Annotated in this window: 15 protein-coding genes; 9 read left to right on the top strand and 6 right to left on the bottom strand. The window is 71.9% G+C overall.

Annotated features, from left to right (window positions below):
• Positions 1-3: 3 nt before the first annotated feature.
• Positions 4-1,392, top strand: coding sequence for a polysaccharide pyruvyl transferase family protein (locus AB0I29_RS15840; RefSeq protein WP_285108215.1), 1,389 nt, complete (start codon positions 4-6; stop codon positions 1,390-1,392).
• 198 nt (positions 1,393-1,590) lie between these two features.
• Here the strand turns inward: AB0I29_RS15840 and AB0I29_RS15835 are convergent, their stop codons facing one another.
• The gene (locus AB0I29_RS15835) at positions 1,591-3,501 is read right to left on the bottom strand and encodes a glycosyltransferase (protein WP_285108216.1); all 1,911 of its coding nucleotides are present in this window, start codon (positions 3,499-3,501) and stop codon (positions 1,591-1,593) included.
• Positions 3,502-3,567: 66 nt separating this feature from the next.
• Positions 3,568-5,676 carry a polysaccharide pyruvyl transferase family protein gene (locus AB0I29_RS15830; RefSeq protein WP_357482920.1) on the bottom strand — a complete coding sequence of 703 codons (2,109 nt, stop codon included), beginning with the start codon at positions 5,674-5,676 and terminating at the stop codon, positions 3,568-3,570.
• A gap of 237 nt (positions 5,677-5,913) precedes the next feature.
• Between AB0I29_RS15830 and AB0I29_RS15825 the strand changes: the two genes are divergently transcribed.
• The 3 genes from AB0I29_RS15825 (at position 5,914) to AB0I29_RS15815 (ending at position 9,384) form a co-directional block, all read left to right on the top strand.
• On the top strand, positions 5,914-7,158 hold the full coding sequence (locus AB0I29_RS15825) for an acylneuraminate cytidylyltransferase (RefSeq protein ID WP_285108220.1): 1,245 nt from the start codon (positions 5,914-5,916) through the stop codon (positions 7,156-7,158).
• Between the two features lie 57 nt (positions 7,159-7,215).
• On the top strand, positions 7,216-8,109 hold the full coding sequence (locus AB0I29_RS15820) for an N-acetylneuraminate synthase family protein (protein WP_036959513.1): 894 nt from the start codon (positions 7,216-7,218) through the stop codon (positions 8,107-8,109).
• Between the two features lie 231 nt (positions 8,110-8,340).
• Complete coding sequence (locus AB0I29_RS15815; RefSeq protein ID WP_350224613.1) at positions 8,341-9,384, top strand: glycosyltransferase family 2 protein; 1,044 nt, start codon at positions 8,341-8,343, stop codon at positions 9,382-9,384.
• 89 nt (positions 9,385-9,473) lie between these two features.
• On the opposite strand, the gene AB0I29_RS15810 is transcribed toward AB0I29_RS15815, so the two are convergent.
• Positions 9,474-10,697 carry a DUF6716 putative glycosyltransferase gene (locus tag AB0I29_RS15810; protein WP_357482915.1) on the bottom strand — a complete coding sequence of 408 codons (1,224 nt, stop codon included), beginning with the start codon at positions 10,695-10,697 and terminating at the stop codon, positions 9,474-9,476.
• Entirely contained in the window at positions 10,694-11,767 is a 1,074-nt protein-coding gene (locus tag AB0I29_RS15805) for a hypothetical protein (RefSeq protein WP_285108223.1), read from the bottom strand. The genes AB0I29_RS15810 and AB0I29_RS15805 overlap by 4 nt, the downstream gene beginning before the upstream one ends.
• Before the next feature lie 164 nt (positions 11,768-11,931).
• Between AB0I29_RS15805 and AB0I29_RS15800 the strand changes: the two genes are divergently transcribed.
• Together AB0I29_RS15800 and AB0I29_RS15795 are read left to right on the top strand one after the other, a co-directional pair.
• Positions 11,932-12,927 carry an ABC transporter permease gene (locus AB0I29_RS15800; protein WP_285108225.1) on the top strand — a complete coding sequence of 332 codons (996 nt, stop codon included), beginning with the start codon at positions 11,932-11,934 and terminating at the stop codon, positions 12,925-12,927.
• A gap of 13 nt (positions 12,928-12,940) precedes the next feature.
• A complete protein-coding gene (locus AB0I29_RS15795) occupies positions 12,941-13,933 on the top strand; it encodes an ABC transporter ATP-binding protein (protein ID WP_285108434.1) in 993 nt (330 codons plus the stop codon).
• Positions 13,934-14,055: 122 nt separating this feature from the next.
• On the opposite strand, the gene cysC is transcribed toward AB0I29_RS15795, so the two are convergent.
• Complete coding sequence (gene cysC / locus AB0I29_RS15790; protein WP_357482911.1) at positions 14,056-15,378, bottom strand: adenylyl-sulfate kinase; 1,323 nt, start codon at positions 15,376-15,378, stop codon at positions 14,056-14,058.
• A complete protein-coding gene (locus AB0I29_RS15785) occupies positions 15,375-16,427 on the bottom strand; it encodes a sulfite exporter TauE/SafE family protein (RefSeq protein ID WP_357482908.1) in 1,053 nt (350 codons plus the stop codon). Before AB0I29_RS15785 ends, cysC begins: the two co-directional genes overlap by 4 nt.
• 239 nt (positions 16,428-16,666) lie before the next feature.
• Here AB0I29_RS15785 and AB0I29_RS15780 point away from each other — a divergent pair, with 239 nt between their 5' ends.
• The 3 genes from AB0I29_RS15780 to cysN are packed head-to-tail and all read left to right on the top strand — an operon-like array spanning position 16,667 to position 19,770.
• Positions 16,667-17,542 (top strand): inositol monophosphatase family protein, encoded by an 876-nt coding sequence (locus AB0I29_RS15780; protein WP_357482905.1) that lies wholly within the window; start codon positions 16,667-16,669, stop codon positions 17,540-17,542.
• 3 nt (positions 17,543-17,545) lie between these two features.
• Positions 17,546-18,448: a sulfate adenylyltransferase subunit CysD gene (cysD, locus tag AB0I29_RS15775; protein WP_285108233.1), complete on the top strand. Its 903-nt coding sequence runs from the start codon at positions 17,546-17,548 to the stop codon at positions 18,446-18,448.
• A complete protein-coding gene (gene cysN / locus AB0I29_RS15770; RefSeq protein WP_285108234.1) occupies positions 18,448-19,770 on the top strand; it encodes a sulfate adenylyltransferase subunit CysN in 1,323 nt (440 codons plus the stop codon). The genes cysD and cysN overlap by 1 nt, the downstream gene beginning before the upstream one ends.
• Positions 19,771-19,934: the final 164 nt, after the last annotated feature.

Here is a 19,934-nt window from a genome sequence, read left to right as displayed (position 1 = left end):
ACCATGCGACGCCAACGCCTTCTGCACCTCGACCTCAAGACCGTCTACAGCTACGGCGACCAGCTGCTCTTCGAGCTCGTCCGCCAGACCTTCAACTCCTGGGGCGGCGGTGAGCATCTCGAGCTCACGAGCAGCAGCCCGTTCCGCGAGCGGGCGACCAGCTCGTTCGTGGACGACATCAACGAGCACTTCGACGCCGTGGTCATCGGCGGCGGCGGCATCTTCCCGCGGCGCACCAACGCCACACCCGCCTCGGGCTGGCAGTGGAACATCACCACGGAGCTGCTGGCCCGGCTGAGGAAGCCGATCATCGTGTTCGGCGCGGGCAACCCGGCCCCGTTCGACCCGGAGCGCTACAACGAGGTGTTCCGCAGGCACGTCAACCGGACGATGGCGCAGAGCGTCTTCTTCGGGCTGCGCTCCACCGGCGCCGTCGAGGACATGCGTGACTGGCTGGAGGCGCCGGAGGACGCCCCGCAGCTCACCCTGCAGCCCTGCCCGACGACGATCGCGCGCGTGCTGCTGCCCCGCCTCGCGAGCGAGCCCCCCGACGACGACACCCGGCGGATCGGCATCCAGGTGGGCCTGGAGGTGGCGCACGTGGACTCGGGACTCGAGCCGGGTGCGATCTTCCCGCGGCTGCGCGACCTCGTCGTGGCACTCCAGGAGGACGGCTGGGCCGTCGAGTTCCTGGGCCACAAGCGCACGGACATGAAGTTCTTCCAGGAGTACGGCGCCGAGCTCGGGCTCGTGGGGCACCGGCTGTTCGGGAGCACCCGCGTGCTGTTCGAGGGGGCCCGCACCTACGCGCACCTCCCGGTGGTGCTCGGCGCGCGCGGCCACTCGCAGATGATCCCGTTCGGCCTGAACAACATCCCGCTGTCGCTGAGCACCAACAACAAGATCAAGTACTTCGCCCACGAGATCGGCCATCCCGAGTTCCTGGTCGACCCGTGGCGGAGCGACTTCGCGACCGACGCGTTCGCGCGGATCACCACGGCCGACCGGAAGCGCGCGGAGCTGCGCGCGGAGCTCGCGGCCACCCAGCAGCGCTTCGTCGACACGACCCGGCGCAACCTCTCGGTCATCTACGAACGCCTCACGGGGGAGCAGGTCGACGCGGACCTCGCCCCGTACAGCGAGCGGGAGCTCAGCCTCGCCCAGGCCTGCTACGACGCCGACTACGAGCGGCGCCGGCTGGCGGAGGCCGCCCGTGACGCGGAGGCCGGGGCGCAGGGGCAGAACGGTGGCGCGGCGGCCGCGCGCGCCGCCGCCGGCAAGCCCACCCGTGCGGCGGCGCACGCGGCCCCGGGCAGGAACGGGTCCCTGACCACCTTGCGGCGGATCGTGCGGGCCGGGCGGCGCAGGGCCCGGCGCGTGCTCAGCCGGTAGCACGAAGCCCGTGGGGCGGGAACCTTCCGGTTCCCGCCCCACGGGCTGTGTCGCGCACGGGTCAGGCTCTGTTTGCCTCGGCTCTCACCCTGCGCTGCGCCTCCGGCTCAGGCTCTGTTTGTCCGTCGCCTGAGCCTGCGGCTCCGCTCCGGGCGAGTGCCTCGTTCCTCGGCTCTCACCCTGCGCTGCGCCTCCGGCTCAGGCGAGCTTCTTCTTGATGGAGCGCGCCTGCGCCAGCATCATGTCCTTCATCACGCTGCGGCGCGGGTCCATGGCGTACGCCTGCTTGAGCACGCGGGCGCAGTCGTCGTGCCGGCCCAGCCGGCGGTAGGCCTTGGCCAGCTCGCGCAGCTCGCCCGACGTCGGCTGGCGCTCCGCGATGACACCCTCGAGCAGGCGCACGGCCTCGTTCGCCTTGTTGGTCCGGTTGGCCAGCTGAGCCTGCCGGAACGGGCTGCTGCTGCCGGCCTCCGGCGGCTTGCCGCCGGCCGCGGTGTGCCGCAGCTCGCGCACCAGCTCGTTCTTCTCCCAGTCGGAGAGGTAGTCGAGCCAGGCGTAGTCGAGCTGGTCGTACCGCTCGCCCTTCGACGTCGGCTCCCACGGCTTGCGGCCCACGTAGTGGAGAACCTTGACGTCCTCCTCGTTGAACACCTGCGGGTGGTGGGAGTAGATGCGCTTGGTGGTGTTGTACTCCAGGGGCAGCTTGCGCCAGTCCGAGAAGAACTGGTTGAGGAAGCCCTGGTCGCCGCCGTCGTACGACGTCGTGTGGCTCAGCTGCGACATCATCTTCTCGAACATCCCGTGCGAGGGGTTCACGGCGAAGACGCCGGAGTTGAACACGTTGCCGTCGGGCAGGTCCAGGCCGGCGTCGGGCACGGCGGCGAAGTCGTCGCCCTCGAACAGCTCGTCCAGGCTGCCCTTCACGACGGTGTCGCTGTCGAGGTAGACGACGCGGTCGAAGAAGTCGAGCCGGAACACGTGCAGCTTCGTGTACGTCATCGCGAAGCGCGCCTGGATCTTGTTGCCGCCCGAGTTCATCGGGTTGCGGATGCCCGGGACCTGGATGGTCCGGATGTCGCTGGCGGCGAGGGCGCTGCGATCGGCGTCAGGCGTGACGAGTGCGATGAGCGGGACGTCCGAGTGCTCGCGCAGCGAGTTCGCCAGGGCGCGCGCGCCGTGGTGGTACGAGCCGGAGACCACGGTGATGTACGCGCACTTGCGCCCGTCGATCTCCTTCCACAGCGGGCCGCCGACCGCGGGGACGATCACGGAGGTGTCCTCGCCGACCTCGGGGAGCTCGAGGTCCACCGTGTCCTTGGACACGGCGAGCGTCGGCACCGCCTCGGGCGTCAGGTGCGGGCGCTCGGTCAGCTCGTCGGCCGGGGGCACGAACAGGTGCAGCGTGTCCGACTGGCTCACCGAACGGATGGTCGCGTCCGGGAACTCGGCGAGGCAGGAGCGCAGGAACGCGAGGTCGGAGTCCAGGCCGTGGGCCGACTCGTAGCCCGGCGTGAGGTCCTTGTCCTTGAGCGCGGACTCCGCCGCCTGGGTGACCGTGTAGCCGTAGCGGCTGTCCTTGGACTCGTAGAGGTCGACACCGGCGAGGTAGATCTCGCGGAAGCCGACGCCGAGGCCGAACGCCAGGGCCTGCATGCCCGTGGTGGGCAGGCCCGGCCGGCTCATGAAGGCGCGGGCGAGGCGGGGGTGCCGCGCCGGGATGGACCAGGAGTCCAGCTCCTCGACGCCGGCGAGCGGGTCCAGGCCGTACTTGTCGCCGTCGCGGTTCGCGGCGTGGCGCATCGGGCTGAGGATCCGGCGGACGTCGTAGCGTCCCGAGCGGACCTCGTCCTGCAGCAGCTTCTCCAGCTTCTCGTTCGGGATGGCGCTGAAGTACGCGTCGACCCGGTCACCGAAGTGGTAGTTGCTCTCCAGGAAGAACCAGTTCATCCGGAAGACGACCACGTCCGCCGGGATCCGGTGATAGGGAGGCATGGCCGACGACGGCCCGTTGCCGACGATCAGCAGGGGCCTGTCGATCAGGTCGGCGAACGATGCGATCTCCGCGTCGCCCGGTTCACGGCCGAGCGGCACGCTCCGCATGGTGGGCATCGAGATAACTCCCTTTCGGTGTACTGAGACCGGTTGAGTCTAACGGCGATGTGGTGACACGAGAGGTCAAGCCTTCGCGACGTCCGCGGCCGCGGCGCGGACGTGCGGGAGCAGCAGCTGCTGGCGGTCGGCGACGTCGGCCCGGTACTCGTCCTCCCGGGCCAGCACGTCGAGGGTCCGCTCCGCGAGCCGGGCGCCGAGGTCGGCGTCGGCCACGTCGTAGCCCCAGTCCGGACGCTCCACGTCCTCCAGGAAGTACCGCATCTTCGGGTGCGACACGATGCTCAGGACGGGGGTGCCCAGGCCGAACGGGATCATCGTCGCGTGGCCGCGCATGCCGATCACGAGCGACGCCTGCCGGTAGACGGCGAGCGCGTCGGCCTGGTCCATGTAGTGGAGCTCGTCGACGGGCAGCGTCAGGTCGTGCGCCGCCTCCAGGTCCTTCGCCAGCTTGAGGTCGCCACGGGTGTGCGCGGCGATGCGGACCTCCGCGCCGCCCTTGCCCGCCTTCTCCGCGAGCTCGACGATCTGCTCCAGGAAGTCCGCGTACCCGGCGCCGAAGCGCCGCTCGCTGCGGTCGAACGCCGCGTTGACCAGCACCGTGCCGGAGCCGGTGCGTCCGGCGGGCAGGTCCGGGCGGATGTGCTCGAGCACGGTGGTGGGGCAGGGCACGAAGCGCACCTTGTCGTGCAGCTCGGCGGGCAGCAGGTCGCGCACGCGCTCCATCGAGCCGGTGTTGCGCAGGCCCAGGAACTCGGCCTTGCGCGTGAAGGCGATCAGGCTGCGGCGGAACAGGTCGCCCTTGAACCGCTGCCCGGTGAAGAGGTTGAAGCCGACGGCGAAGGCGTAGACGGGCACCGTCACCGCGTCGAGCGAGGCGGGCGGCACGTTCCACTGCCAGCCGCTGTTCGAGTTGGGCGAGGTGTCCGGGAGGAAGAGGCCGCCGCCGCCCACGACGAGCGCGCGCTGGGCGTTCGCGATCCGGACGAACTCGTCGTCGAACACCTGGTGCGCGTGGAACGACGTCCAGTCGGTGGGGCCGGCGGGCTCCGTGATCGCGTCCCGGACGGCGTCCGGCAGCACGATGTCGCCGAAGTTCTCCCCGCGGTCCACGTAGAACGCGACGTGGCCCATGCCGCCCGTGGGGGCGTCGGCCTCGGCCGGCGTGACCGGGTGCTCGGCCCGGGCGAGCACGGTCCGCACCGACGAGCGCGGCATGTCGTGGCGGATCGCCTTGCGGGCCAGGGTGTGCGCCGACTCGTCGTCGTGCATGATCCAGGCGACCTGCGCCGCGCGGGCCGAGCCGAGGCCGGGGCTGGCGATCCGGAAGGCCCGGCGCGCCGCGTCGTACCGGCTGAGCGCCGACAGCGTGGTGCCGAGGGCGACGAGGTACCGCTCGGTGACCATGCCGTACTGGCGGAACGTGCCCTGCAGCAGGTGCAGCGCGCCGGCGTGGTCGCCGTCGGCCGCGATGAACTCGGCGTTCTCGACGGCGACGTCGAGCAGGTCGGGCCGTGCCTCCAGCACCGTCATGCGGCCGGCTTCGGCGTACGCGTCCAGGAGGTCGCCCAGCGGTCCCTCGACGCCGTGGGTGAGGCACGCGACGAGGTACCGGCCGAAGGCGGCGTCGGCCGCCCTGCGGTTCGCGAGGGAGACCGACGCCGCGAGCTCCCGCAGGTCCGCCAGCTCCGCCGGGCCGTCGTCCTTGAGCATTCCCTTCCGGAAGTCCACGAACTGCTGCATGTCCTCGACCGCGCGCTGCGCGTTGGTGCGGCGGCGGGCCACCGAGCCCGTGCCCTTGGACGCGTCGTAGAAGTGCTGCTCCGCCGCCTCGGCGTCGCCGCCGAGCAGGGCGACGATGCCTGCGAGGCGGAGGGTCTCGGGGTCGGGCGACCCGGTCCGCAGCAGCCTGGTCAGCGTGGCCGCGGCGGTCAGGTCCCAGCGGTCGATCGCCGTGCTCGCGCCGGCGAGCAGCGCCGCGCGCACCTCGGGGACGTGCTTCCAGGCGATCACGCCCCGCGCGAGCGCGCGCGTGGTGGCATGGTCCAGCTTCGGCCGGGAGCCCGTGGCCCGCTGCAGAGCGCGCATCACCTCGGCGGTGCGCTGCGCGTTCTCACGCCGCTTGGTCCGGGACACGGCCCGAGGCACGTCGCCGTCGTGCGGGGAGTTCGCCATGCGACCTTCGGTTCCGGGCACTCGAGCTGTCTCCGTTCTCGGCACGGTCACGCCGGCTTCTGGGGCGCCGCATACCGTTTCGTGGGGATTCTTCTGGGGGGCCGGCGGCTGTCGCCGCGCTACGGCAGGATCCCACATCCTGCCCGACGCCGGGGGCGGGCCCGTGTGCGTCGGACGGCGCTGGTCACGCTACTGTGGACGGCGTACCCGTCCAGACCCGATCCGAGAGTGCCACGTATGTCAGTACCCGGTGAAACCCCGTCCGCCGTAGTAGTCATCCCGGCCCGGGGAGGTTCGCAGGGCGTACCCCTGAAGAACCTCGCGCGGGTGGACGGGATCACGCTGGTCGGGCGTGCCGTCCAGGCGTCCCTCGCCGCCCCCTCCGTGGCCGAGGTCATCGTCTCGACCGACCACGACGAGATCGCCGCCGAGGCGCGCCTGCACGGTGCGCGCGTGGTGGTCCGCCCCGCCGAGATCGCCGGCAGCACGGCGTCGTCCGAGTCGGCCCTGCTGCACGTGCTCGACCGCGTCGAGGCCGGGGACGGCGGCCTGCCCGCCCAGGAGATCCCGCCCGTGACCGTCCTGGTGCAGTGCACCTCGCCGTTCATCGACCCCGAGGACCTGGACACCGCGATCCGCCGCGTCACGCGCGGCGAGAAGGACGTCGTGGTCGCGGTCTCCGAGACGCACGACTTCCAGTGGCGCATCGACGACGGCGTCGCGACGCCCGTGGGCCACACCACCGACTTCCGCCCGCGCCGGCAGGACCGCGCCCCGCACTTCCGCGAGACCGGTGCGTTCTACGTGATGCGCACGGACGGGTTCCGTGAGACCGGCCGCCGCTTCTTCGGCGACGTCGGCATCCAGCCGCTGGCCCCCGAGTGGTCCATCGAGATCGACGAGCCCCGCGACCTCTGGCTCGCCCGCCAGCTCGTCGACCAGGAGAGCGACGCGGCACCGGTGCCGCTCGACGTGGACGCGCTCGTCACGGACTTCGACGGCGTGCACACCGACGACCACGCCTACGTGGACCAGGACGGCACCGAGCAGGTGCGCGTGAGCCGCGGTGACGGCATGGGCGTGTCCCGCCTGCGCCGGACCGGCCTGCCGTTCCTCATCCTCTCGACCGAGACCAACAAGGTGGTCGCGTCCCGCGCCGACAAGCTGAAGGTGCAGGTCATGCACGGTGTCGAGGACAAGGCCACCGCCCTGCGGGCGTGGATCGCCGAGCAGGACCTCGATCCGGCACGGGTCGCCTACGTCGGGAACGACGTGAACGACCTGGCCGCCATGGCCGTCGTCGGGTGGCCCGTCGCGGTCGCCGACGCGCGTCCCGAGGTCAAGGCTCAGGCCCGGCTGGTGCTGTCCCGCGAGGGCGGGAACGGTGCGGTCCGTGAGATCTGTGACCGTATACTCGCTGCGCGTCCGGGTGAAGTCACCGCCGGTTCGGCAGCCACCCAGACCCCCGTCGTCACCGGTTAGTCCCGACGACACGTAACAGCACTACCCTGTGCTCGACCCTTTCGGAAGGACCTTCTTATGAGCGCGACGAACGCGCAGCCCGCGCCGGTCACTATCGGCGACCTGCAGGTCGGCGCCGACCAGCCCGTGTACGTGATCGGTGAGATCGGCATCAACCACAACGGTGACGTCGAGATCGCCAAGAAGCTGATCGATGTCGCGGTCGAGGCCGGATGCCAGGCCGTGAAGTTCCAGAAGCGCACTCCGGAGATCAGCACGCCGAAGGACCAGCGTGACAAGATCCGTCAGACGCCCTGGGGCGAGATGACGTACCTCGAGTACAAGTACAAGGTCGAGTTCGAGGAGCCGGAGTACACGGAGATCGACGCGTACGCCAAGGAGAAGGGCGTCCAGTGGTTCGCCTCTCCGTGGGACGCCCCCTCGGTGGACTTCCTGGAGAAGATGGGCGTGCCGACCCACAAGGTCGCCTCCGCCTCGGTCACCGACCACGAGATGCTTCGTGCGCTCGCCGCCACCGGCAAGCCGATCATCCTGTCGACCGGCATGTCGACGCTGGAGCAGATCGACGCCGCCGTGGAGATCCTGGACACGAGCAAGCTCGTGATCCTGCACGCCACGTCGACCTACCCGCTTCCCCCCGAGGAGGCGAACCTGCGCACCATCACGACGCTGCAGGAGCGCTACGGCGTGCCCGTCGGCTACTCGGGCCACGAGACCGGCCTCCAGATCTCCCTCGCCGCCGTGGCGCTGGGCGCCGTGGCCGTCGAGCGGCACATCACGCTCGACCGCGCCATGTGGGGCTCGGACCACGCCTCCTCGCTCGAGCCCAAGGGCCTCGAGAACCTGGTGCGCGACATCCGCATCCTCGAGAAGGCGCTCGGCGACGGTCAGAAGCGCGTCATGCCCGGCGAGTTCTCGCCGATGTCGCGCCTGCGTCGCGTCGACGCCTGAGACGAAGGTTCAGCGCAGGGTGGGGGCCGAGGAACGAGGCACCCGCCCGGAGCGGAACCGCAGGCTCGGGCGTCAGAAGGACAGAGCCTGAGACCGCACACCGCACCACTGCTTGAGTCGTCGGAGGCGGGCCCCGCACGCGCGGCGCCCGCCTCCGATGTATCCGGAACTGACAGAACACGAGATCGTGGACCCATGGGTCCCGCCAGCGCGTCAACGAGAGGAGGCCTCGTGCCCGAGCGGGTAGAGGCGGCGAGCATGCCGTTGGTGACGGTGGTCGCCGTCGTACGTGACGAGGAGCCCTACCTCGAGGCGATGGTGCGCTCGATCCTGGGCCAGGACTACCCGCACCCGCTGCACATGGTGCTCGCGGTGGGACCGTCCAAGGACCGGACCCGCGAGATCGCGGACAAGCTCGCCGTCGAGACCGGACGCGTCACCGTGGTGGACAACCCGACGGGCTCCAAGCCGCTCGGCCTGAACGCGGGCCTCGAGCGCATGCCCGAGGGACACTCGATCTTCGTCCGCGTGGACGGCCACACGGTGGCCGAGCCCACGTACGTGCGCCGCGCGGTGGAGGCCCTCCAGGCCGCGGGCGCGGACGGCGTCGGCGGACGGATGCTTCCCGTCGGCGACACCCCGGTGCAGAAGGCCGTCGCGCGCGCGATGAGCCACCCGGCGGGCCTGGGCGCCGCGTCCTTCCACACGGGCGGCGTCGCCGGCCCGGCCGAGACGGTCTACCTGGGCACGTTCCGCCGCGAGGCGCTGGAGCGCGTGGGCGGGTACTCGCCCGTGTACGTGCGGGCCCAGGACTGGGAGCTGTGCCTGCGCCTGCGCACGAGCGGCAGCCTGCTGTGGTTCGACCCGTCGCTCGTGGTCGAGTACAAGCCGCGCCGCTCGCTGGGCGCCGTCGCCACGCAGTTCTGGCGCACCGGCATGTGGCGCCGCGAGGTGGTGCGCCGCAACCCCGGCACCGCGAACCTGCGTTACCTCGCCCCGCCCACCGCCGTCATCGTGCTCGGCGTGTCCGTGCTGGTGGCGATCGGCGGTGCCGTCGCGGGCTCGCTGCCCGTGACGCTGGTCGGCCTCGTGCCGCCGGCCGCCTACCTCCTGGGCGTGCTGGCGGCGTCGGCGCACGCGGCGACGCGTCGCCCGCGGCTCGACCTGCGCTCGGCGCTGGCCCTGCCGGCGACGCTCGTGACCATGCACATGGCGTGGGGCGCCGGGTTCCTGCGCGGGCTCACGGAGCGCGTGCGGGTCGACGACGGCGTCTGACGCGCCCGAACGTCGAACGAGGTGTCAGACATACAGGTCACTCGGGTGACCTGTACGTCTGACACCTCGTTCGGCTCTGGTCGGTCGGGTCAGGCCTTCTTGTCCAGGAACAGCAGCCGCACCGGACGGGTCGTCAGCCGGATCACGTCGTAGACGAACTTGGGCAGGTACATCTGCAGGGCCATCCGCAGGTAGCGGGCGCGCAGCCACGGCTTGACCTCGGCCAGCTCGGTGAGCGTCCCGGCCTCTCGGCGCGCGGCCAGCTCCCGGACCGTCGCGGGCAGCTCGGAGTCCGTGGCGTGCAGGTAGTTGTCCTCGAGCCAGGCGGTGTCGGGCTGCGGCCCCCCGGCGCGGAACGCCTCGGCGGCGTCGGCCACGTGCATCACGCAGCCGCTGCCGGCGAACGGCGCGTTGAGCAGCTCGGGGCTCACGCCGAAGTCGTCGATGATGACGGTCGACAGGCCGAGGGCCAGCCCCTCCATCGCGGCGGTCGAGCTGACGGTCATGAGCGCGGAGCCGGCCTGCAGCCACTCCGCCATCGGACCGTCGACGAACCGCAGCGCATCGCTGCGGTGCCCGAGCCGCTCGTGCTCGGTGTCCCACAGCTCGTCGTAGGGGAACGCCTCGTTGTGCGTCTGCCGCTCGCCCTTGCGGGCACGCAGCTTCACGATGACCTCGAAGTCGTCCTCGGCGAGCTTCGCGAGGCGGTCCAGGAGGGTCACGCGGTCGGGCCGGTTGTCCGGCACCTTCGCCTGTGCGGCGAACACGACGCGCTTGACCGGCTCGGTGCCCAGGCTCGCGGCCGTGTGCTCGAGGAACGGCAGGTGGGCCAGCGGCACCTCGGGCGTGACCCCGTGCGCGGCGAAGGCCTCGTGATAGGCGTCCACCTCGAGGCGGCTGTGCACCACGAACGCGTCGCACCAGCGGCGCCAGCCGGTGCCCTCGGGCGTGGCGGGCAGCGCCATGCCGGGCAGGCCGGTGATCAGGGCGGGCCGGCGCTTGCCCGCGGCGGCCACGACGGCGCGCGCCACGACCTCGGCGACGGGCCCGGTGGCCGCGATGAGCACGACGTCGGGGGTGTTGTCCCGGATCTGCGCGGCGAGGTCCCGGACGGGCAGGACGGCGGGCCGGACCACGGAGGACCCGGCGACGGCGGCGGCGATCTGACTGGTGGTCGGTGCGATCGGCGTCTTGACGATCACGGCCGAGCGGTCGAGCCCGCTCTCGTCGGCCGGTCCGAGCCTGTCCAGCGTCGCGCATGCCCACTTCAGATACGAGTCGCTGTCCGCGACCGCGAGCACGCGGATGGTCATTCGTTCGCCTCCGGGGAGTCGGTTTCCGAAGCGTCGTCGGCTGCGGCCCGGGCTTGCCGGGCGAGCTCGACGACGCTGGTCAGGTGTGCTCGTTGTTCGGCCGTGGCGCGCGGGGTCCACCAGTCGGCGGGCACGTCGAGCGCGGTGACGGGGACACCGAGCGGTGAAATGATAGTGGTCAACAGGATGGTCGATGTCGACGGCAGGCTCAGCACGCGCTGGCCCGCCCGCAGGCCCCGCAGCCGGATCTCGACGGGGGCCCCGGGCACGTCGACGGTCACGCCGTCGATCCCGGCCAGGGTAGCGAGCAACTCCGGCGTCTGACGGCGGTGCGGCACGTAGCGCAGGGCGCTCTCCTTGGCCAGCGACCGGATCCAGTCGACGTACCGGTGCGGGTCGATCAGCTTGTCCGCGGCCATCGCCGACCCGACGACGATCGTGGGCTCGGGCATGGCCTCGTCGGCGGGCTGCGCGGTGAGCCAGCCGAACTGGTTGTGCCGCACGTCGAAGCCCTGGGCCCGCAGGCCGGCGGACAGCTCGGGGGTCAGCGGCATCGCGGTGAAGATCGTGACGCGGCCGTCGGCGGCGAGCGACCGCAGGCGGCCGGCGGCGACGGCGCCGAGCCGGCGTCGGGGGGCACGCGCGGGCCGGCCGATCCGGACCAGCGGGTCACGGCGCACCAGGAGGCGGCACAGCTCGAGGGTGGCCAGGCCGTCGTCGACCAGGACCATGCGCTCCGGGCGCCGCAGGGGCGCGGTGGCCTGGAACAGGCCGGAGAAGGCGTCGCCCACGAGCCAGACGGGCTCGCGCGCGGTCAGGGCGCTGCGGCGGCCCGCCAGGTCGAAGGTCAGCCCGTCGGGGAGGCTGAGCTCGCGCACCGCGGACAGGGCGTCGCCCAGGGCGGGGACGTCGTCGCGCACGTGCACGTGGGTCTCTGTACCGCCGTACCCGGCGGCGTGCGCTTCGACCGTGCAGAGCAGCTGCAGCGGCGACTCGACCAGGGCGCCGGCGACACGCGGGGACGCGGTGCCCGGGTCGGTCGTTCGAGGAGCGGGACGGGGGTGCTGCACGCGTGGCAGTCTCTCACGGGAGACGTCCGCCGAGGTCCGGCGGGCGTGGTCCCGCGCTGTCGCCCAGGAATCCCGACCACACTGCTAGGGTTCGTGACCCGCTAGGATCGAACGGCCGGACAACGCCCGGCAGTGCCCCCGACCAGACAGGTATTTCACGCACCGTGAGCACACCTACTACCGACGCGGCAGCGCCTGCGAAGCCCGCCGCCAGCGGCAACGCCAAACAGCCGCCGCCGCCGCTCGTTCCCGGCACCACGTCGGCCGAGCGTCTCGCCCTCGCGAAGCAGTACGGACTGCGCCCCCTGAACGTCCGCCCGCCCCTGGGCGAGTACATCCGCGACCTGACCGGACGCTGGGCCTTCATCCGCGTCCTGGCCACGTCGACGGCGTACGCCAAGAACCAGAACAACTACCTGGGCCAGCTCTGGGCCGTGCTCAACCCCATCCTCAACGCGACCGTGTACGTGCTGATCTTCGGCATCCTGCTCGGGCTCAACCGCGGGGTGGACAACTCGATCGCCTTCATCGTGATCGGCGTCTTCATGTACCGCTTCATCGAGTCCTCGGTGACCGGCGGTGCGAAGTCGATCAGCGGCAAGACCCAGCTGCTGCGCTCCCTGCACTTCCCGCGGGCGGTGCTGCCGATGTCGACGGTGCTGTCGCTGCTGACCACACTGCTGCCCGCGATCGTGGTCATGTGCATCGTGACGCTGCTCAGCGGACTGCTGCCCGGCTACGAGATGATCCACGTGACCTGGTGGTGGCTCCTGCTGCCCGCCGCGATCGCGCTGATGTGGATCTTCAACACCGGGCTGGCGTTCTTCATGGCGCGGTACGTGGCCACGACGCCGGACATCGAGAACGTGCTGCCGTTCGTCATGCGCGTCGTGATGTACGCCTCCGGCGTCATCTTCCCGCTCGCCGACTACGTCGCGCGGCTGGAGATCCCCGAGACGTCGAAGGCGATCGTCGGCGGTGTCCTGGAGTACCAGCCGGTCGCGGTGTACCTGTACCTGGTGCGCTCCGTGCTGATGCAGGAGGAGCAGTTCCCACCCAGCGGCCTCATGTGGGCCCTCGGTGGTGTGTGGGCCGTCGTGTTCTTCGTGATCGGTTTCATCGTCTTCTGGCGCGGTGAGGAGAGGTACGGACGTGACTGAGGCCGACGAGCACATGGACTTCGACCTCGAGGTCGAGCCCGAGGACGCCGGGCAGGAGGCGCTGGAGACCGACCTGGGCGACCCGTGCCTCGTGGTGGACGACCTGCACGTCGTCTACCGCGTCATCGGCGGACGGGCCCGCAAGGAGGCCGAGAAGGGCGGGGCCGAGATCCGCGAGATCAAGGTCAAGGTGCCCTTCCACAAGCGGCTGCTCCAGGCCGGACGCCGGCACGTCGGCGCGGTGAGCGAGGTGCACGCCGTGCGGGGTGTCTCCTTCACGGTGCGGCACGGCGAGTCCATCGGGATCGTCGGCGTCAACGGCTCGGGCAAGAGCACCATGCTCCGGGCGATCGCCGGCCTCATGCCCCCCAAGAAGGGCAGCGTGCACGTCTCCGGCGAGCCGTCGCTGCTCGGCGTGAACGCGGCGCTCATGCCGCAGCTCACCGGCGAGCGGAACATCATGATCGGCGGCCTCGCGCTCGGGCTCACGCCCAAGCAGGTCGACGAGAAGTTCGACGAGGTGGTGGAGTTCGCCGGCATCGGCGACTTCGTCTACCTGCCGATGACGACGTACTCGTCCGGTATGGGCGCGCGCCTGCGGTTCGCGATCTCGTCGGCCGCGTCGCCGGACATCCTGATGATCGACGAGGCCCTCGCCACCGGCGACGCCGCCTTCAAGGAGCGCAGCAAGTCGCGCATCGAGGAGGTCCGCGCCAACGCGGGCACCGTCTTCCTGGTGAGCCACTCGATCTCCACGATCGAGGCCATGTGCACGCGCGTGCTGTGGATGCACCAGGGGCAGCTCGTCATGGACGGTCCCGTGCACGAGGTCGCCGAGGCGTACAAGAACTTCGTGCGCGCACAGCGTCCCGGCATGGGCCCGGCCCGTCGTCGGGCGCTGCAGCGCAAGCGTGCGGCGGAAGAGGCCGCGCGGAAGAAGGCGGAAGAGGCCGAGCTGAAGAAGGCCCAGGAGGCCGAGGCGAACAAGGCCGAGGCCACGGCCTGAGGCCCCGCCGGGCCTCGGCCCAGGGCCCAGGCCCGGCGGGTGATCGGTAGAAGGTCAGGTGATCGGCAGCCCGAGCTGCCGATCACCTGACCTTTTTGCCGGTCACGCCGATCCGCGCCGCGTCAGTCCAGCAGCGCCAGCAGGTGGCGGCGCACCTGCTCCACCGCCTCCGGGACCGGGACGTCGGTGGTGTCGATGACCAGGTCGGCGTCGTCGGGCTCCTCGTAGGGCGACGAGATGCCCGTGAACTCGGCGATCTCGCCGGCGCGGGCCCGGGCGTAGAAGCCCTTGCGGTCGCGGGCCTCGCACACCTCCAGCGGCGTGCTGACGTGCACCAGGACGAAGTGCGCCCCGGCCTCCTCGGCGAGGGCGCGCACCCGCGCGCGGCCGGCGGCGAACGGTGCGATCGGCGCGGCGACGGCGATGCCGCCGTGCCGGGCTACGAGCGCCGCCACGTAGCCGATGCGCTCCACGTTGGTCTCGCGGGACGCGCGGTCGAACCCGAGCCCCTTCGACAGGTGCTGGCGCACCTCGTCGCCGTCGAGCAGCGTGGTGCCCAGGCCGTCGTCCTCCAGCTCGGCCGCCAGGGCGCGTGCCACCGTCGACTTGCCCGAACCCGACAGGCCCGTGAAGAACACGACGGCGCCCCGGCGGTGGGCGCCGCTCGCGGCGCGGGCCAGCTCGGCCGCCGAGGCGGGCGGGTACAGCGCCCGGACCGCCTCGTCCCGCACGCCGGGCAGGGCCGCCACGCGCTCGGCCGTGGCCGGCGAGCGGTGCGCGGCCAGCCGCTCGACGCGCGCCGCGCCGTAGGCGGCCGCCACCTCGTCGAGGGACGGGTCGGCGGGCCCGGACCACGGCACGACGACGGTGGTCACCCGCGCGCCGGTGCGCTCGGTCAGGGTGCCGGCCAGCCCCTGCGCCGCCCGCACGAGCCCGGGGGCACCGACGACGCCGGGCTCGGGGGCGCGGCGGGCGACCGGCACGAGCAGCAGCACGGTGCCGGGGGCGGCGCCGTCCGGCACGGTGCTGCGGCCGGGGGCGGTGGCGCCGCCGGAGGCGAGCGCGACCGCGGCGTCCGACTCCTCGCGGGTCGGTACCTCGGTGACGAGCAGGCCGACGCTCGCTCCTGGGCCGCCGCCCAGGCTCGCCCGCACCTCGCGGGCCGGACGGCGCACGGCGGCGTCCCACTGCGGCCCGATCGCCGCCGCGAGGGGCTTGAGCGGTTCGACCGCGGGCGCCTCGCCGGGCCGGGCCGTGAGGCGGGCCAGAGGCGTGTTCTCGGCGTCGGTCAGCACGACGTCGGTGGGCGCGTCGTTCGGCGCGGCACCCGTGGGACCGTCCTGCAGGGCCGCCACGAGGGCCGACGGCGGGAGCGCGCCGCCGAGGGTGAGCTCGAGGACGTCCAGCTCGTCGGCGGACAGGACGCGGGCGGGGGAGTCGGTCATCGCTGCGGGCTCGTCTCTGCCGGGTCGTCGGCGGTGTCGGGTGCTGGTGCGGTCGGGGATCCGGCCGTGGGACCGGCCGCCGTCCCTGCCGGTGGTCCGGACGGTGGTCCGGCCGGGGCCGGGTCCTCGTACGTCGAGTCTGCTACGGACGCCGGCGGGGCGGCGCCGAACCGGCGCCTGACCCAGAACCACAGAAGGTTGCCGAACACCAGGGCGGCGCCCGCGGCGCCCAGCACCACGGGCAGGCTCGCGCCGAGCAGCTTGAGCGCGGACGCGAGCAGCAGGATCGCCAGGGCGCGCCGGATGATGCCGCCCGGCGCGCGGGACGACACGTGGGCGCCGAACCAGGCGCCGGGGATCGCGCCGACGAGCAGGGAGGTGGTCAGCCCGAGCGAGAAGTCGCCGTACAGGATGTGGCCCAGCGACGCCGCCGCCACGAGCGGCACGGCCTGGACCAGGTCGGTGCCCACGAGCTGGGACGCCTTGAGCGCCGGGTAGAGCAGCAGGAGCACCACGATCACCACGGAGCCGGCGCCGACCGACGTCATGCCCACCAGGAGCCCGGCCACGGCGCCGAGGACCACGGTGGGCACGGGGCGGACCACGAGCTCGCGCGGCGCGGACGCCGGCGTCGGACCCTCGCCGAGCGCCGAGCGGCTCCGCACCATCTGCAGCACGGCGCGCACCACGAGGCCGCCCGACGCGATGAGCAGGGCCACCCCGAGGATCGTCTGGAGCGCGGAGTCGAGCGAGTCGCCGAAGGGCAGCGCCTTGATGAGCAGGGCGCCGGAGAACGCGGCGGGCACCGAGCCGACGCACAGCCACAGCACGAGCCGCAGGTGCACCGTCCCGCGCCGCAGGTGCACGATCGCGCCGGCGGGCTTCATGAAGAGGCTGGCGACCACGTCGCTGGAGACCGCCACGAGCGGGTTCACGCGGAAGACGAAGATGAGCATCGGTGTCATGAGGGCACCGCCGCCCATGCCGGTCAGACCGACCACGAAGCCGACGGCGAGGCCGCCCAGGACCAGGGGAAGGTCGATGCTCATCCCGCGCGGACCTGGGGCCGGGCGCCGACCGTCGCCTTCCCGATCAAACTCATCGGAATAGTAGTCATTAGCGCTCCCTGCTGCCGGTAGTGATGCTTACTGGTCCACTGGCGCTGGATCGCATGGCGGAATGGTAGCCTCGGCGCGTCCGCCGGACTGCACCTGTGGCACCTTGGCCCCCTGTCGAGCGTCGCGTCAGGACGGCCGGATCTGCCGGAAGCCGTCCACCCTGGAGACCGATGAACGCGCTGTCCCCCACGCTCCCTCCGGCGTCGCTCGACGACGACGCCCTCGCCCGCGCACTCGCCCAGGGAGCGGCAGAGGTGCTCCTCGCTCTCCGCGCGGAGGTCGACGCCGCCGGCGGCGCCTTCGTCGCCAAGGAGCTCAAGGACGCCGGTGACGCCGCCGCCCAGGCCTGGCTCGCGGCCGCGCTGACCGCCGCCCGGCCCGCCGACGCCGTCCTCTCCGAGGAGGCCAAGGACGACGCCGCCCGCACCGCCGCGGACCGGGTGTGGATCATCGACCCGCTCGACGGCACGCGCGAGTTCGCCGAGCGGCACGCCGACGGGCCCCTGGCCGGGCAGTGGCGGGACGACTTCGCCGTCCACGTCGCGCTCTGGGAGCGGGGCGCAGGCCTCACCTCCGGCGCCGTCGCCCTGCCCGCCCGCGGAGAGGTCCTGACCACCGCGGACGGCATCGTGCCGGGCGACGACTCGGCCGCCGTCCTGTCCGGGGACCGGCCGCTGCGGATCGCCGCGAGCCGGAGCCGCCCGCCCGCCTTCGTGGCCGCCCTGGCCGAGCGCGACGACGTCGAGCTCGTGCCGATGGGCTCCGCCGGGGTCAAGGTGCTCGCCGTCGCCGACGCTGCGGTTGACGCCTATGTCCACGGGGGTGGGCAGTACGAGTGGGACTCCGCGGCCCCTGTCGCCGTGGCCCGGTCCCGCGGTCTCGTCTGCACCCGTCTGGACGGATCCGAGCTCCGGTACAACCGGGAGAACCCCTGGCTCCCCGACCTGTTCGTATGCCCCCCGGCACTGGCTCCGCGCCTGCGCGAGCTGCTCGACACCGTAGGTGTCGCGTCCGTGGTCGGGGCAGATAGCAAAGAAGGTGCTTGAGGAGTGAAGAGTCACGTCCTGAGCCAGCTGCGCAGCCTGGAGGCCGAGAGCATCCACATCATGCGCGAGGTGGTCGCCGAGATGCAGCGGCCCTGTCTGCTGTTCTCCGGCGGCAAGGACTCCATCGTCATGCTGCACCTCGCGGTCAAGGCGTTCGCCCCCGCGCGCGTCCCGTTCCCGATCATGCACGTCGACACGGGCCTGAACTTCCAGACCGTGCTCGACTGCCGCGACCGCTGGGTGGACCGCACGGGCGTGCAGCTCGTGATCGCCTCCGTCCAGGAGGGGATCGACCGGGGTCTGGTGCAGGAGGAGCCCAACGGCTCGCGCAACCGGATCCAGACGCCGGTGCTGCTGGAGGCGGCCGAGAAGCACGGCTTCGACGCCCTGTTCGGCGGCGGCCGCCGCGACGAGGAGAAGGCCCGCGCCAAGGAGCGCGTGTTCTCCTTCCGCGACGACTTCGGCCAGTGGGACCCGAAGAACCAGCGCCCCGAGATCTGGAACCTCTACAACGGCCGCGTGCACCAGGGCGAGTCGATCCGGGTGTTCCCGCTGTCCAACTGGACCGAGCTGGACATCTGGTCCTACATCGAGGCCGAGAACATCGACCTGCCCGACCTCTACCTCGCCAAGGAGCGCGAGGTCGTGGAGCGCAGCGGAATGCTCTACGAGGTCAACGACTTCACCCCGCTCAAGGACGGCGAGAGCGCCCAGGTGCTGTCGACGCGGTACCGCACCGTCGGCGACGCGAACCTCACCGCCTGCGTCGAGTCCGCCGCGGTCACGCTGCGCGACGTCGTCGAGGAGGTGGCCGCCGTCCGGCTCACGGAGCGCGGCGCCACGCGCGGCGACGACAAGGTGAGCGAGGCCGCCATGGAGGACCGCAAGAAGGAAGGCTACTTCTGATGACGACGACTCTTCCGGACGCGGGCGAGGCCGCCGGGGCGCACCACGAGGTCGTCAGCGGCGACCTCCTGCGGTTCGCCACGGCCGGCTCCGTCGACGACGGCAAGTCCACCCTGATCGGCCGGCTGCTGTTCGACAGCAAGTCGATCTTCGCCGACCAGCTCGAGTCGGTGGAGCAGGTCAGCCGGGACCGCGGCAACGACTACGCGGACCTGTCGCTCCTGACGGACGGGCTGCGCGCCGAGCGCGAGCAGGGCATCACCATCGACGTGGCGTACCGCTACTTCGCGACGCCCAAGCGCAAGTTCATCATCGCGGACACCCCCGGCCACATCCAGTACACGCGGAACATGGTCACGGGCGCCTCGACGGCGGACGTGGCCCTCATCCTCGTGGACGCGCGCAAGGGCGTGGTGGAGCAGTCGCGCCGCCACACGTTCCTGGCCACGCTGCTGGGCGTGCCGCACGTGGTGGTCTGCGTGAACAAGATGGACCTCGTGGACTACGACGAGCAGGTCTTCGAGAAGATCCGCGCGGAGTTCACCGAGTTCGCCTCCCGCCTGCGCGTGCCCGACCTGACGTTCATCCCGGTGTCCGCCCTGGCGGGCGACAACGTGGTGACGCGGTCCGAGAACATGCCGTGGTTCGACGGCTCGCCGCTGCTCAGCCACCTCGAGCGGCTGCACGTGGCCTCCGACCGCAACCTGGTGGACGTCCGGTTCCCGGTGCAGTACGTGATCCGGCCCCAGCAGAACGACACGCGCGACTACCGCGGCTACGCGGGCACGGTCGCGTCCGGCGTCATGAAGCCCGGCGACCGGGTGCTGGCCCTGCCCGCGGGGCTGGAGACCACCATCGCGTCCATCGACACGGCCGACGGTCCCGTCGAGGAGGCGTACCCGCCCATGTCGGTGACGGTGCGCCTGGCCGACGAGATCGACATCTCGCGCGGCGACATGATCTGCCGCCCGAACAACGCCCCGACGGTGACACAGGACGTCGACGCGCAGATCTGCTGGATGGACGAGTCGGCCGCCCTGGTGCAGGGCAAGAAGTACGCGATCAAGCACACCACCCGGTGGGCGCGCGCGATGGTCAAGAACATCAACTACCGCGTGGACGTGAACACCCTGCACCGCGACGAGGAGGCCACGGAGATCAGGCTGAACGAGATCGCGCGCATCCGCCTGCGCGTGACCCAGCCGCTGTTCGTGGACTCCTACCAGGCCAACCGCCAGACGGGCGCGTTCATCCTCGTGGACGAGGCGACCAACAAGACCGTCGCCGCCGGCATGATCGGCGGGGCCGCGCACCAGTACTGAGTCACCTCCGGGTCACCGCTCGGGCGGGGTCCGGCCAGCGCTGGGTGCGTCCACCCGGTCCTGATACGCTCCGCAGCGCCAGAGGGCCGCCGACCTCGGTCGGCGGCCCTCCGACGCTGCCGAAGTGGTCCCTGGCCAGGGCGCTCGTCCCCTCCGCCGGACCA

It is taken from the genome of Promicromonospora sp. NPDC050262 (genome assembly GCF_040655935.1).
Classification (GTDB): Bacteria; Actinomycetota; Actinomycetes; order Actinomycetales; family Cellulomonadaceae; genus Promicromonospora.
The sequence above is the reverse complement of the archived record's forward strand: the minus strand, read 5'-3'. Positions and strand labels throughout refer to the sequence as shown.